We start from the raw sequence: 15932 nt of genomic DNA, 5'->3' as shown, positions 1-15932 counted from the left end.
TGGGGCTGCTACGCAGCCCAGCGGGAGCAAGCTCCCTCGCCACACCAAAGCGGTTCCTATTGGTCCTGATGAGTGAACCAAGGAAAAACGTATGAGCCTGTCCCTGCTAAGCCGTTACGCCTTCTTTGCCGTGTGCGTCATTTTCACCCTCGTAAGCCTCCCTTTTATCGAACATGAATGGCTGTGGCCAATCACCGTGGTCACCGGCATTCTCAGCCTGATCGGCCTGTTCGACCTGCTGCAAAGCCCCCACGCGGTGCGTCGTAACTACCCGATCCTGGGCAATATTCGTTACCTGGTGGAAGCCATCCGCCCGGAAATCCGTCAATACCTGCTGGAGTCCGACAGCGATGCGCTGCCGTTCTCGCGCTCGCAGCGCTCGCTGGTCTATTCGCGCGCCAAGAACGAAACCGCCGACAAACCCTTCGGCACCTTGATCGACGTGTACCAGTCGGGCTTCGAATTTATCGGCCACTCCATGCGCCCGGCGCCGCTGAGCGACCCCAGCGCATTTCGCGTGATGGTCGGCGGCCCGCAATGCACGCAGCCGTACTCGGCGTCGGTGTTCAACATCTCGGCGATGAGCTTCGGCTCGTTGAGCGCCAACGCGATTCGCGCGTTGAACCAGGGCGCCAAGCTCGGCAATTTTGCCCATGACACCGGCGAAGGCAGCATCAGCCCCTACCACCGCGAAAACGGTGGCGACCTGACCTGGGAACTGGGCAGCGGTTACTTCGGCTGCCGCACCAGCGACGGCCGCTTCGACCCGGAGCGCTTCGCCGTACAGGCGCAGAACCCGCAGGTGCGCATGATCGAAATCAAGATGAGCCAGGGCGCCAAGCCCGGCCATGGCGGGATCCTGCCCAAGCACAAGGTCACCAAGGAAATCGCCGAAACCCGCGGCATCATGATGGGCGAAGACTGCATCTCGCCGTCGCGCCACAGCGCGTTTTCCACGCCGATTGAAATGATGCAGTTCATCGCCCAACTGCGCGAACTGTCCGGCGGCAAACCGGTGGGCTTCAAGTTCTGCCTGGGCCACCCGTGGGAATTCATGGGCATTGCCAAGGCGATGCTCGAAACCGGCATCCTCCCGGACTTTATCGTGGTCGACGGCAAGGAAGGCGGCACCGGCGCCGCGCCCGTGGAGTTCACCGACCATATTGGCGTGCCGTTGCGTGAAGGCCTGCTGTTTGTGCACAACACCCTGGTCGGCCTGAACCTGCGCGACAAGATCAAGCTCGGCGCCAGCGGCAAGATCGTCAGCGCGTTCGATATTGCCAGCGTGCTGGCCATCGGCGCCGACTGGGCCAACTCGGCGCGCGGCTTCATGTTCGCCATCGGCTGCATCCAGTCGCAAAGCTGCCACACCAACAAATGCCCGACCGGCGTCGCCACCCAAGACCCGCTGCGCCAGCGCGCGCTGGTGGTGCCCGACAAAGCCCAGCGTGTGTTCAACTTCCATCGCAACACCCTCAAGGCCCTGGCGGAAATGCTCGCCGCGGCAGGCCTGGATCATCCGTCGCAATTGTCGGCCAAGCACTTGGTGCGGCGCATGTCGGCGACTGAAATCAAGCTGTTCTCGCAGTTGCATGTGTTCCTCAAGCCCGGAGAATTGCTGACGGGTGAGGTAAACGGCGAGTTCTATTCGCGCATGTGGCAGATGGCGCGGGCGGACAGCTTTGAGCCGCATGAAATCGTCGCTGCGTAATCATTTAGAAATTATTGACTGCTGAACCGGACCACCGACGGCATCGTTGAAACAAGGAGATTCTCATGCCGTTACTCGACTTCAACGCCATCGCCGGGCAACTGCCCGACAGCTGGAAATCCACCCGCCTGGGCCAGGTAGGCCCGGCGCGGATCAAGGTGCTGCGCATGGACGAGCAGGCGTACGAAGAAGAAACCCATGACTACAACGAAGGGCTACTGGTGGTCAGCGGCCTGCTGCGCCTGAGCATCGGCAATCAGGAAATCCGCGTGGAAGCCGGCCAGATGTACCTGATGGAGGCCGGTATCGCCCATGCCGTACTCGCAGGCAGCCATGGCACATTGGTGATCATTGATGTCTAGTGTGCTGTTCTTGCCTTCCAGTAACACGCGAGCCTGATGAAGCGTGTTCAAATGACGCCGAGCGGTCATCAACTGCTAACTATGTAGGCCCTGATGTTGGCCCCACTCTACGTAAATGAGGCTCCCTCTTTGCATGAGTAGAGCCACATGACGGATACACCTCAAATTTCCTCGCCCATTGCGCTGACCGATTTCGGCGGCCCTTCCCGAATGCTGGGGCGCGCCACAGATGAAAGCCTGTTCCTGGAAGCCACCGCGCGCTGGCAGGACAGTCGCCAGCGTTTGCTCGAACTGACCGCCAACGTGCCAAGTGTGCACGCCTGTATCAACCAATGGCTCAAGCAAACAATGAACCTGGACGGCGACAGCGTCCAAGTGCATTTTTTTGCCCAGGGCGATACGCCAGACCGCTACATCACCCTGGCCCAGGCCTGCGCGTTTGTGCAGGGGTTCCCTCCCCTGGACCCATCGCTTGATCAACAATGCCGAATCATTGGCCTGCAAGATCAGACGCACTACGCGTCACGACCAGTGGAATTGCTTCATTACCTCAAAAAAACAATGGATGCCCGACAACTGCTCAGAAACCGCTGGGCCACTTACTGGTTCGCGCGCGCGCCTGGCACGGCGATGTCTCGCCGTGACTTGGCCATCACCTTATACAGCGCCCATCTTCAAGCCGCCGGGCAAGTGGCCTGCGCGTTGAGGACCCTCAGCGCCGATCAACTGAAACCGCTGCTGACCCTCATCGACCCGCCTGCAGGAGAGTTGCAGGTTGACGGTCAGAAAATCTATGTCGAACAGCTACTGTTAAACCGCCCCGGCCAGTCCTCAGTGGAACTGCCAGGTGCCCTGGTCCTGAGCCTGGATGCCGAGCCGAGCCTTCAATTACTTTACCTGCCCACCCGTCAACCGGCCCTGAAGCTGTTCAACAACCGAGTGGCCATGGAGCGCTGGCTGGGTGAGCAATCGGGGCTTTTCCAGGGCGTTACGCAGTGGCTGGACGACTACCTCGTCGACTACCGCCTGATCACCCAGCCGCTGCAAACCGGGTTGACCCAACTGCTGGAGCAACAATTCAAAGAAAAACAGGACAGCCTGTTTACCAACCCCAGCAGCGACCTGGCTACCCATGGTGCCAAAGCCCTGGAAGCAGCCGAGCGCATAGAACGACAACATCGCGACAACGCTTTCTTTGCCCCGCCCCCACCGGCACCGCCGCCGCTAACCGATGCCGGCACCGACGAACCACCGCCCATAGCCTTCACCGGCCTGACTGCTGACATGCCCCTTGCCCTGCGGCGCGGCGCGATAAAACAGCAGCGACAGGCCCTGACCACCTTAATGGGGGCGGACTTCCAGGGTGAGCCGAACAACCCGCGCCTGCTCGCGTTCAGCACCTCGTTTGATGCGCTGCACCAGGCTCAAGAGGACGCCACCCAGGCCGCGTCTGCGCTGCTTAATCAAAAACCGGTGATCAAATTGCTGGAGCTGCAACAAAAAAACCAGGCCGATTACAACGCTTTGTACCAAGCGCGATTGCAGGGTTTGATTCATGAGGCCGACATTCAGCGCCAACTGGGGCAGATCAGTAGCCACGAACACACGCTGCTGATGCGGCTGGACACCTCCAAAGCCACACAACCGCAGGTGCAGGTGGCCATCTCCACGCTGACCTTGTCGGCGACTGAACGCACCAATGGCCAGAGCATCACCACCCGCAAAGAACTGAACGGCGTGCTGCTCATCACCCAAGCCGGGACTGCGCAAGACCACACCGTGCCCCATACCTTGCTGCTTTATTGGCCAGGCAAGACGGGCGGCCTGCTACGCCTGGACAGCGTTCAAGCCCTGGAGCACTGGCTGCAAGTCGACCCAACCGGCAACCCGCAAACAACCCTTGAACGGCGCGTGTTGAGTCATGACGCATTCGACTACAGCCTGCAGGCTCAACTTGATGACTGCGTACAGCAGATCCAAGTATTGTTTAGTCGCACTCCAGACGCGGACGACGCCCAACAACGGGCAACGGAACTGGAAAAAATACGCCTGCAGGCCATTAACGAACTCGGTGTGCCCGCCCATGCCGCCAGAGAGCTCGCCTACTCCCAACTGCTGGAGCAAAACCAGAGCAGCGCCCTCTCCCGGCAATTGCCTGAATGGTTAGGAAAAGTGCCACCCGCCGATAAGACGTGGTTAAAAGCCAAAATCGAGGCCTACATCCAAGCCTTTCAGCAGGCCGACACCCTGCTGGACCTGTACCTGCCGCAGAGCATCAGCTTTTGTAAAAAGCGCCTCGACGCGCGCCTGGCCCGGGACTTTTCTGTGCAACAGCCCTTCACCGTGCAAGTGGATCTGCCCGCGTCGGTGACCCATGAACAGCACTTTTTCCCTGCCGCCGGTGCTCCCAGTACGCCGACCAAAACCGTGCTGATTCCCAGCGCTGCCCGGGTTAGTTTGTCGCTGGAGGAGTTGGCGTTGACCAACCTGGACTCAGCACTCAAAGAGCGCCTGGCGTTCATGAAAGTAAACGTCAGCAGCGAAAATGCCAGCGAACGCGAGAACCTGAAGGCAGCAATCACCAGCGGCTACCTGCTTACCCTGATACCCGAGTTGGACCCGGCCCAGCATTACACCAACCTGATCCACAAGACTTTCCTGGGCGCCAGCAATGAAGCCGCATTTACTCGCGAGCATCGGCTGGAATGCCTGCGCGAACCGTACCGTTTGATGCTCGAGATCCAGGGACAACTCGCGTTCCTGCAAGGCCAGCTGACAAGCGATGAACTGCAGCGTTTCAACATCGCCATTGAGGCCAGGACGCATGAGGCCTGGCAGGTGAAAGGCGATACGCTGCAATTGCTGCCGGCCTTTCTGAGCGTTGGCGGCGAAGACACCAAGGGCGGCACCAGCACGCTATCAGGCATTACCTTTATTCATTTGAAAAGTGCCGGGCAGACCCTGCTCTATCTTCCTGATTACCCGGACGGCCGCTACTTGCGCCGATTCACGACGCTCGAGGGGGCCCGAAAGGCGCTTTACAATGAGTGCACAAATAACACGATGGTGAACTACCTGGCACAGCGAGCGCTGGGGGGCAACGTTGAAAGCCATGCCAGCCGAATCAACCAGGCAGTACTGAGGAATTTCGACCCGATAATCGGCGTGAATGAGGCCCACCCCTGGGCGGTTACCACTTCACTGGCAGACCATTTGCTGCATGTCCAGATGGGGCGTTTGAAGGAAGCGCACCAGGCAACCTCGCGCTCCAACGACGATCTGTACCTGGAAAACTACGCGCTCAAAGGTGAACGAACTTTTAACTGGATAAAAATGGCCATGGGTGTGGTGCCCATAGTCGGCACCGTGATCGGTTTGCATGACGTCTGGACCAGCGCCACTCAGGCGGTCGACGCGTTTCGACGTGGCGATCATGTTCAAGGCATGCAAGACCTTGTCATGGTCCTGCAATCGCTGATTGATGCCGCCATCGATGTCGCCGGTGGAGTCGGCATCACACCCAGTACGGCACGGAGCCGCACTTTTTCGCGTCACGTTCACAATGCGCTCAAGAGCGGTGGTTATGCGCAATTGCCCCCGACGCGAAAAACCCGGCACATCACCGAACGCTTCAAGGGTTATGCCTACGAAAAACTGATCGCCCTGGATCATCTTCAACCGGCCACGCACGGCCTTTACCGTGGCGTTTATCAACATGCCGATGGCCACTTTATCGTGCGCCAGGACACGGTCTACCAGGTTGAACTGCACAATGGCGACTGGCGGTTAAGCGGTAACTCGCAAAAGCTATACAAACAGCCGATTGCCCTGGATGAAGCCGGGCAGTGGGATACCCATTTCGGTGTCCATGGCGTCTTGCAAAATGGTGGACTTGCCGGTGGCGGTGGCGTACTTGGGCACTTGGCAGACACGCTGGAACCGTTATGGCCGCTGGCTATTCGTGAGCGGTTATCACCCTGGTGGACCGATAGAGTGATACGCCGCCAGCAGGCAATTACCCACCGAGCCAATACCTTGGGCCAGCAGTTCGATGCCCAATTGGCCACAACGGAAAACCTGCAAAAAGCCTCCAACCAAAGCGACGTTGCAACTCGCGAAGCCTTGCAGACCACCCTGGAACAGTCCTACAACAAGGACATTAACCTGGCGATTGAACACGCCAGGGCGATTGACGAAATCCTGGAGTTGGCCCCCGCTGGAGAACACCTCGCCCTCAAAGGCATGAAAAGCCGAAACGCGTGGATCATCAGCCATCGATACAACGAGCTGGCGCGCAGTAGCGTGACACGACTGGATAGCATCACCAAAAAGCGCGGCACCAACCCGCCCTCACCGCAGCAATTTCAAGATTTTTTCCGTTATCTGCAGACCAACAAAGAACACAGCGTAAATATCCTGAAGGAGCTCGACCAGGTCGACTTTGCGCTGAAGCAGTTGAACGAGTGGAACGACAAAATCAATCTGCGCGCCCAGGAAGCCGATCTACGCAGAAACGGCCGCGTCGCAGGAGAAACGCAGCAGCAGATCAATGACAACGTGAGCAAAGTCCTTAAACAGATCGAAGACTTACGCACAGACATCACGAACTGGAACGACCTCTACAGCCCCGACTTCCGACAACACCTTAGAACGTCATACAGTCTTGAGACCTTCAACCGCTACGACAACGTCCTTGATCCGTCCTGGCTTTACCTGCAAGAGAGAATCAAAGTGGCTTTTAAGCGGGCCTATCGTGCACTGCAGACCCACTACTCACTGACGACCACAACGGTCACCGTCAAACAACGCGAGACAATCCTCAACGACTGCATCCGGGCCTACACCCGCTTCAGCCTCGACCTGCAAACCTTCAGCACCGGTTACCCCCAGCACTTCGACCTGCCCCAGCTGCCACAACTGCTCAAAAGTCTTGAAGGGATGATGGAACTCGCCCGCAAACGCTTGGGCCAGTCTGCCCCCAAGGTGCGCCAGAAACCCGGAGCCCCCTTAAGGAAAGTTTTTGAAACCGAAGATAACCAACTGCTGATCGGCGTAGAAAGCACCTCGTCAACCACAGGCACAAAGCAATACGAAATCGAAAACCTCAATGGCCCGACTGAAATATGGGAACAAAAAAAAGACAGCAAGGCCCGGCTGATAGAACCTCCGGCGGCCTCTCCCCCAGCAGCCTCACAAGCGAAAGGCGTGTTGGTCGCGGAGGCCCAAACCCGTCTGGCCGGGGTGGCTACTTATCAGGCAAAAGTAGAAGGCTTTGCCCGCCAAGGCATGCTGCCAGTGAGCCTGGAAGACATGATGATCAGCGAAGCTGCCGAACTCACCCTGCGCGCCAACCGTATCGAACGCGTTGCCTCTCAGGAAGCGATCATTGGGCAACTGCGCAGCAAAGCCCAGGAACTGACCACCACGGGGCGTGCGATGCGTACACGCGAATCCCTGGCGAGCCAGAACCCCACCGACGGGATGCTTGATGACCTCGCCACACAACGCGTCGTCGAGGTGCGTAAAACCAGCGCGATGAAGAATCTGGGCAAACGCGCAGATGGTCGCACCGACTACATGCAAGAGTATGAGGTGTGGGACCTGACAGCCACGCCTCCACGCCTGCTGTGGTATGCGCACTTTCATTACACTCGGGCTACACCGACGTTCGCGGAATTCGAAAAAGGCCATTTGAAACTGCCACAGCATCGCTTCATAACCCGTGCCGATGACCCGAACTTGCCGTCTGGCGATATCGGCAAACGTTCGGCAGCTTTGGCTCATTTCCCTCAGGAGTAAACGTGTTGCGGCGGGCCTGAATCCCCGTCGCAGCTGTCGGCCAAGCATCGGATGAGGTAAATCGCGAGTTCAGTTCGCGCCTGTGGCAGATGGTGCGGGCGGACAGTTCTGAGCCGCGTGAAGTCAATGCCGTCTGATAGCACCCACAAAGCCTGCCCGGCCATCAGGCCGGCCTGGAGACATTCAGTAATACCAAGCCTTTGCATTTGCTTACAAATACCGCCAACCTGCGCCCGCCCGACGTGTGGCGTACGACAACACGCGCATTCACCGGTCATTAATAAACCTTTTGTCCAAGAGCCCGCTGCCATGTTGAACGGACGCGACCCGCGCATCGATTTTTTTCGGGGCCTGGCGTTGATCTTCATTTTCTGGGATCACGTCCCCCACAATCCTCTCGGCCTGATCACGCTGCGCAACTTCGGTTTCAGCGATGCCGCGGAGGTGTTCGTGTTCCTCGCCGGGTTCGCCTCGGTGCTGGCCTACAGCAAAGTCATGCAGCGCGAAGGCTATTGGATGGCCTGCCTGAAGATCCTGCGGCGCACCTGGGTGTTGTACGTGGTGCATATCTTCCTGCTGGCGATGTTGATGGGCATCGTGTTCTTCGCCAACAGCCATGTGCAAACCCGCGACCTGGTCGAGGAGATGGGCCTGACGCACTTCGTCACGCACCCGCAACAAGCCCTGGTCGATGAACTGTTGTTGCGCTTCAAACCCAACCTCATGGACCCGCTGCCGCTGTACATCGTCTTGCTGGCCGGCTTGTCCGTGGTGCTGCCGCTGATGGTGCGCGCCACCTGGGCGGTGGTTGGCGTCTCGCTGGCGGTGTACCTGATGGCGCCGTGGATGGGCTGGAACCTGCGGGCCATCGCCGATGGCGTGTGGTATTTCAACCCGGTCACCTGGCAGTTGCTGTTTGTGTTGGGGGGCGCGGCGGCCATTTACAGTCAGCGGCCCAAGGTGCCCGAGACGCGCCCCTTGCAACGTCAACCGCTGTTCGTCGCCGCTGCGCTGTATGTGGTGGTCGCCGGGGTGATCACCGTGTCCTGGCTCTGGCCGCACATACATGACGCGGTGATGCCGCAGCTGCTCAGCAACTGGCTGTACCCCATCAGCAAAACCGACCTGTCACCGGTGCGCCTCGTGCATTTCCTGGCGCTGGCCTACGTGACCGCCAAGCTGCTGCCCGGCCGCGAATGGACACAAAACCGCCTGGCCGAACGGGTTGGCCAGATGGGCCGGTACTCCCTGGAAGTGTTCTGCCTGGGCGTGGTGCTGGCGCCCCTGGCGGACATGCTCAATGCACTGGCGGACGACGCCGTGACCATGCAATTGCTGACGGCCTTGGTCGGCGTGGTGTTGATGTCGGCCCTTGCCGCCTGGATGGAGTTCAACAAGCGCCTCAACCAGGCGCCGCGCGCCGGCCAAACCAGCGCTACATAGGTAGCGCCCGCCAGCGCCAGACGGGTGTTTCCATTTACCTTCCACTTGACTGTGAAAGGAAATGCCTTTGTCTACCCATCAACTGCTCAACGGACTGTCGGGCAACCTGCAGTCCAACGAATCCTGGACCCGCCAACAGGCCCTGGACTTTATCCGCCAGACCCTCGCGCACAACTTCACCGGCCTGACACTCAGTCAACAACAGCACTATGTGCGGCTGCAACGCGAAGCTCTCCAGGCCCTGAACGCGGTGGACACGGCAAACACCGCACTGATCAATGCCTTCAAAACCGAGGGCCTGGCGCAATTGCGCAGCACACTCAATGGCCTGGACCCCGAGACGATTTTTCTGCACACCCGCTACCTGGAGGAAGTGAGTGTGCCGCTGCCGTGGGAACCACGCACCAGTAGCGCCAAGCCCGTTTCAGGCTCACGCCATCGCCGCGCCTATGATGAATGGAAATACCGCCCCCACCTATCCACACTGTCGCTCTGGGATGCAGCCTGCCTGAACTTCGATTTTGCCACGCAGACGAAGCAGAAGTCCGGGCACAGCTTTGTCGATTCGACCTACCTCACCGGGGTGGATAAACAACAACTGGACGTGCCGCGCTTTGTCGCTATCAGCCGCGAGCTGAACCTGGGTGGCCAGTTGCAAACCCGTCTGAAAGCGGCTCTTGCCCAAGGTGGCAATCTCCAGGCGCTGATCGAAACCAGTGCGCGTGCCTGCCTGCTGTTCGAAGCGTTGGAAGCCTATCGTGACCGCGCCAGCACCGGCATCACCCAGGCCCTCTACGAAAAACTGGTGCACGCCATCGACGGCAGTGGCCCGGCCCTGGCCTTCGATACGCTGAGCATGGATGCCTCGCCCTACGGCATCTCAACGCCGTTGCCGCTGCTGCTGATCCACGTGGCCAGCCTCGGCGTCGTCTCCTACTTTCCGTTTCGCCCGGGCGGCGCGCTGCGCTTTCATACGGATGCCAGGGCCGCCAACGCAGCGTTTCTCGCCGACTTGAAAAGCAGCCATCACCGCGGCGACCTGGGCTGGTTTGCCCGGCAATTACCGATGGCGCAGATGCACGCGTTCAAGCAACTGTTGAGCGAAGAGCAGCGCCCTGTCGGCCTCACTGATGCGGCGGGGTTCCTCTACGACACCTTCCATCACTGGTTCCCGGAGCGCACCCTCGAACGCCTGCATTTTAGCGTCGACGCGAAATCCGGCCCGGTGAAAAGCCTGGTGCACGCCTTCGCCTCACGCCAGGTGCAGCGTTACCACGCCAACTTGTCGACCCTGGCCACCAACCGTTCCGAACGCGACCTGCAAGCCGTGATTGACGGCGCCGCCGCGGTCGCCGACGAGATCCTGCAACTGCTGCTCACGCCCGTACCCGGCGGCGTCAGCGGGTTGAACCGGATCATGCAGGTGGTGGTGTTCGGCAGCCTCACCTATAGCCTGGTGGTCGGCATCACTGAAGCGGCCCAGGGTGAAGCGAGTCATTTTGCCGCAGCCATGACAGACGTCGCCGACCTGGCGGTCAACAGCCTGCTGACTGCCACTGCCGGGCGCGTCCATCGCCAGCGTATCGAAGGCCTGCTGCAGCGCCTGGGCAACCCGCGCAAAGTGCAGCGTGCCGATGGCCAATTCGAGTTGTGGAAACCCGATATCAGCCCCTACGCCACCCTTGACCAAAACCTGCTCAACGGCCAAATGGCCAACCCCCAGGGCGTGTATCAGGTCAACGCCAGCCAATACGCTTGGCTGGTCCAGGGTCAGCAGCGCGTGGTGGCCCAGGTGCGCATTGATCCCCAGACCGGGCGCATTGCGCTCAAGCCACACAACGACGCGACCTTCGCACCGCCGATTATTTTTGACCCGGCGCAGCAAGCCTGGACGTTTGACCTGCAAAACGCCCACACCCTGTCGGACGTGGAGTTGACCGAACGCATGCTGCCCGAGGGCTCAAGCTCCGTACCCCGCGCCGCGATGGAGCGTATGCTGCGCAGCACCGCACCCACCCGCGCCACACTGAACCGCATCTGGGGCGGCGAGCCCGCGCCGATCCACCTCACCGAAAGCGTGCGCCGCCTGCAGGTCGATCAGTTGATCAAGCAATTGATTCACGACTTCCACCGTCGCGGCCATATGCCGCCGCATGCCGACAGCAGCGTGCTGTGCCTGCTGACACAGCTTGAGACCTGGCCGCAGGACGCCGTCATCCGCGTGCATAACCAAGCGGGCACCCACGTTGAAACCTACGCGGTTAACGAGCACACGGCGCCCAGCGCCCACACCATCGACCTCACGCGACGCGATGACGGCACTTACTTGGCCTTGGGCGACGATACGGTCGGCGTCGCGTCCCAAGAGCAGTTGTTCGAGCTGATCATCGCCCGGCAACCTGCCCACTCCACCCTGGGCAACGAGGGCAGCGCGCACCTGACCCTGGCGCAACGTATCGCCCGCATACGGTTGCAGATCAGCGCCCTGGCCAAGGTGCGGCAACTGGACTTATTCAACGCCATGACCCGCTATGCCGGCATGGCTCGCGGCGAAGTGCCGGTGACCGACAGCGCCCGCGACCTGGTGGCGACCAAGGTGGCACCACCGCTGGTGGAGATCACGCCTGTGCTGCAAAAACTGCGCGAACTGTACCCGCCACTGACCCCCGCCAACCTGCAACAACTGTTGCTGCAAACGCCGCTGAGCCCGCGCCAGCAAACCGAGTTTCTAAGCCACGGCCAGTTGCCTACGCAGGTGCAGCAACACCTGGAACATCACCGCACCGCTTTACGCATCGACGCAGTTATCGACGGCCTCTACCACGCCCGCACGTTCCAGCGCGACACCGACCTATGGGCCAAAGAGTTCGCCTCCAGCCTGGTGCGCAACACGCTCAAACGTCACTTTGTGATCACCCAGATGAGCAAAGGCGCGCCGGCCGACCGCTACGTCTCCACCGGGCCGGACGACACCACGGTCGAACTGCTGCACTACGGCGACGGCCGCTACGAGGCCTACGACATGCGCAACGGCGGGCCCATCCCGGTGACACCGGCCGTGGACAGTTTTTACCTGGCCATCGGCTCGGTACTGCAACCCCATGAGCGCCTGCAACTGGGCATGCAATCGGCCAGTGATGCCGAAGGTTTTCGCAAGACCCTCGGCGACTTGATGAGTACTCAACGCAGCCCCGATGGCTATATCAGCCTGCTGGACAACTCCCTGGTGCAATACGAACAGCGCCTCGTCTTGCCCTCCGACCTGCAGCCGAGTGCCGAAGGCCTGTACGAATACCAGGGCCAGCAACTGATGCCGCTGTACGGCTCGCTGTACCCGATCACCTTCGATAACAGCTTGCTGAAATGGCGTCTCAAACACCCGGAAAAAGTCGGCGTCGACACCCCGCGCCTTGAGCACAATCGTCGTGGCGCGTGGCGACTGTCCAGCGAGAACCCCATGGCCTGGAGTGACTACTTTCTGTTCTACCGCCTGGGCCCGGAGGGCTACCATGTCGACCAGCCAACCGCCGCGCGCATTCTGCGGGTCACCGACACCCCGGCCCGCGCCTTGCGCGAGGTGCACAGCGCTAACCGGCCGCCGCCACCGCTGCTGGCAGATACCAGCAAACGCTTTCGCATCGAGCGCGAAATCGAGCATTTTATCCAGGCCATGACCACCTACTCGGCCACCGGCAACGCGCGACCGGCGCTGCAATTACTCTTGGCCTGCGCCCTGCCCGAATGGCCGTCGAGCCATGTGCTGCAGGTGGTCGACAGCGACGGTCGCATTATTCGCAGCTACCCGAGCGCCAACGTGCAGGCCGAACACACCCTACGCATGAGCGTTAGGCAAAGCCGCGGGTCTGCCCCCCTGACCAACATCGCCCAGAACGACACCGTGGCCCGCGCCCTGTTGGGTGAGCTACCCAAGAGCCTTGAAGAACGCCTGTTCAAACTGGCCAAGAAGGTCGCCGAATATGCCTATCGCGAGCGCACCCAATTGTTCGACAGCCTCTACGCCCAAAGCGAAGGCAACGGCACGGCACTGCAACGCCGCTTCAAACACCACTACCCGGACGTGCCCGGCAGCGCCCTCGATGCGATTCTGGAGCAGGCCAGCCCGCGCGAAATCAAGCAACTGTACGAGCATGATAAGGTCGGCCTGCGCCTGGCCGAACAGGTACGCTTGACCCGTAACGATGTGCGCCTGAACCGCGCGTTTGAAGGTCTGTACCTGCCCTCCTTGGGCAACCCCGACAGCGAAACCATCATCCTGCATGTGCTCGCGTCGGCGGCGGGCTGGCCGGCCAACACCCGGCTGGACATCCATCAAGGCAACACCAACGGCCAATTGCTCACTAGCGCGGGGCATCTGGATGGCACTCAACGCAAAGTGCTGGCCAAGGTCGACGGGCGTTACCGAGCCTACGACGACCAGGGCCAATTGATCAGTGGCATGGGCGAGGGCTTGCTGAGCGCCATCAACCAAGTGCTGGGCAGTGGCGCGCTGTCCACCTTGCAAAACGGCATTGCCGACGCGGCCCTGAACCAGCGCATCGCCATCAAGGCCCTGTTGGGCATCCCCCATCTTCCCCACTGGCTGCAACCGCCCATGGCCGTGGATACGTCGTTTATCGCCTACCCCTTCTCACTGCAAAACCTGTGGCCGCTCAACAACCAGCAGCCGGTTGACCTGGTGAGCAAGGTGCGCGAGCTCTACCCCAGCCTCAGCGTGGCCGGCGCCCAGGACTTGATCGTCGGCCTGGGCATGAGTGACCCCGCCGTGTTGCTTGAACTGGAACGGCGCAAGGCCGAATACAAAGCCCTGGACTACGGCCTGACCCTGTGGGCCGAGGCGCCCCATGCCAACGACGCCGGCGCCCCCCAAGGCATTAACCTGGGCAGGCGGCGCTTCATCGCCCAGGAAATCCGCCGCGCCTGGCGCCGCGAAACGCGAGCGCCTTATGCGAACGGCCTGTTCGACACCCACCACCTGGTGCTGCAACTGAACGGTAACGACCTGCCCGACCCCGACTTCATGCTCGGCACCCGGGGGTTCGGGCACATTGAATCGCTGCTGATCAGGGGTGACGCGTTCCCCGCCACCGGCAACGCCTTCCTGAGCAAGTTCGCCAACCTGAGGTTTCTGCAAGTCAACTGCGGGCTCAACGAACTCCCGAGCAGCATCACCGACATGACTCAGCTCGAACACCTGAACCTGAGCGACAACACCATCGAGCTGACCGAAGCGTCCCGCCAACGCCTGGCCACCCTGACTCACTTGCGCGAATTGCACCTGGACGACAACACGCTGGAACTGACACCCGACGTCAGTGCCATGACTCGGCTGCACACCTTGAGCCTGCAAGGCACCGGTATCAGCCAATGGCCGATTGGCGCCGAGCAACGCACCGGCATGCGCGCACTGCTGTTACAGGAAAACCAGATCGCTACTGTGCCCACCGTGCTGTTTACCGATGCGCGTATGCGCGTCACCAACCGCAATACCGTGCTGCATGGCAACCCCTTGCTCCCGGGGACCCGGGTGCTGCTCGACGAATACAGGCAACGTGAGGGCATCCCATTGGGCGGTGCCCTACCGGGCGTGCAGCACGTGCCGGTTGCGGCCAACCAAGTCGATCAATGGCTGACCGGTGTCCCCGCGACTGAACATGCCAAGCGCCGGGTGATATGGGCGCAGTTGCTCGACAATGAACAGGTGCGTGCAGACGACGTGTTCCAGGTGCTTCGGGACCTGCCCAAGACCCATGCCTACAAAGCGACAGCGTCCAGGCAAGCACTCACCCAACGAGTCTGGACCTTGCTGCTGGCCATGGCCGACTCCACTGAACTGCGCAACAGGGTGTGCCTCAACACCTATGGCGCCGGAGACTGTGGTGACAGTGTCCTGCTGGCGTTTACCAAAATGGAGTTTGAACATCAGATCCACCAGGCCAAGGTGAAGAGTCGCACCTACGACAGCGACCGCGCCCTGATTGCGTTGGCCACCGGGCACTTCTACTTGAGCCAACTGGACCAGATTTCCGACACCTTCATTCAACGGCGCAGAACGGCCGGCCTGGAAGTCGATGCGGCAGAGACCACTATTTACTTTCGCTACAAATTGGCCGAAGAGTTCAAGCTGCCCTTTCACCCGCTGGAACTGCTGTACACCGTTGAGCTGTACGTGACCGAAACGGTACTCGATGACGCACGCGTAGAGCTGCGCCGGCTGGGCCAAACCCCGGCTCTGCAAGAGTGGCTATTGATGGAAGATTTCTGGATCGAGTACCTGGCCAGGAGTCACCCGGAGCCGTTTTCCACGGTCAAGGACACCATCAAGTACAAAGAGAGCCAGCTGAATAAGGAAATACCCGACAAACGCTCGGATGAGTACCTGGAGCGGCGCCAGTCACTGGTTGAGCTGCAGCAGGACGAACAGAACCGCCTGGTGCGGCAACTGACCGTCGCCACACAAGCGGCCCTGCAACACGCCTAAGCCTGGGCGAGCAACCCACCACCTGTGGCGAGGGAGCTTGCTCCCGTTGGCCTGCGTAGCAGGCCCATCGTCGGGGCCGCTACGCGGCCCAGCGGGAGCAAGCTCCCTCGCCACAGGT

At 60.5% G+C, this 15932-nt stretch carries 5 protein-coding genes; all 5 read left to right on the top strand.

All coding sequences use genetic code 11. From position 1 onward, the window contains the following. The first annotated feature begins 91 nt into the window (after positions 1-91). The 5 genes from ACA065_RS05860 (at position 92) to ACA065_RS05840 (ending at position 15814) form a co-directional block, all read left to right on the top strand. Positions 92-1711 (top strand): FMN-binding glutamate synthase family protein, encoded by a 1620-nt coding sequence (locus ACA065_RS05860; protein ID WP_497693697.1) that lies wholly within the window; start codon positions 92-94, stop codon positions 1709-1711. A 65-nt stretch (positions 1712-1776) separates the two neighbouring features. Continuing rightward, on the top strand, positions 1777-2073 hold the full coding sequence (locus ACA065_RS05855; RefSeq protein WP_497693696.1) for a cupin domain-containing protein: 297 nt from the start codon (positions 1777-1779) through the stop codon (positions 2071-2073). Between the two features lie 147 nt (positions 2074-2220). Then, the gene (locus ACA065_RS05850; RefSeq protein WP_497693695.1) at positions 2221-7872 is read left to right on the top strand and encodes a dermonecrotic toxin domain-containing protein; all 5652 of its coding nucleotides are present in this window, start codon (positions 2221-2223) and stop codon (positions 7870-7872) included. Positions 7873-8181: 309 nt separating this feature from the next. Further along, positions 8182-9315 carry an OpgC family protein gene (locus ACA065_RS05845; protein WP_497693694.1) on the top strand — a complete coding sequence of 378 codons (1134 nt, stop codon included), beginning with the start codon at positions 8182-8184 and terminating at the stop codon, positions 9313-9315. Positions 9316-9376: 61 nt separating this feature from the next. Next, positions 9377-15814 (top strand): NEL-type E3 ubiquitin ligase domain-containing protein, encoded by a 6438-nt coding sequence (locus ACA065_RS05840; protein ID WP_497693693.1) that lies wholly within the window; start codon positions 9377-9379, stop codon positions 15812-15814. Positions 15815-15932: the final 118 nt, after the last annotated feature.

The organism is Pseudomonas sp. LBUM1640, from assembly GCF_059716225.1.
Note: the sequence above shows the minus strand (reverse complement) of the source record. Positions and strands in the feature narration are given on the sequence as shown.

What these genes read in the sequence shown, in the direction of transcription:
- ACA065_RS05860 (WP_497693697.1), top strand. Translation starts at nt 92, where the DNA reads ATGAGCCTGTCCCTGCTAAGCCGTTACGCCTTCTTTGCCGTGTGCGTC.
- ACA065_RS05855 (WP_497693696.1), top strand. Translation starts at nt 1,777, where the DNA reads ATGCCGTTACTCGACTTCAACGCCATCGCCGGGCAACTGCCCGACAGC.
- ACA065_RS05850 (WP_497693695.1), top strand. Translation starts at nt 2,221, where the DNA reads ATGACGGATACACCTCAAATTTCCTCGCCCATTGCGCTGACCGATTTC.
- ACA065_RS05845 (WP_497693694.1), top strand. Translation starts at nt 8,182, where the DNA reads ATGTTGAACGGACGCGACCCGCGCATCGATTTTTTTCGGGGCCTGGCG.
- ACA065_RS05840 (WP_497693693.1), top strand. Translation starts at nt 9,377, where the DNA reads ATGCCTTTGTCTACCCATCAACTGCTCAACGGACTGTCGGGCAACCTG.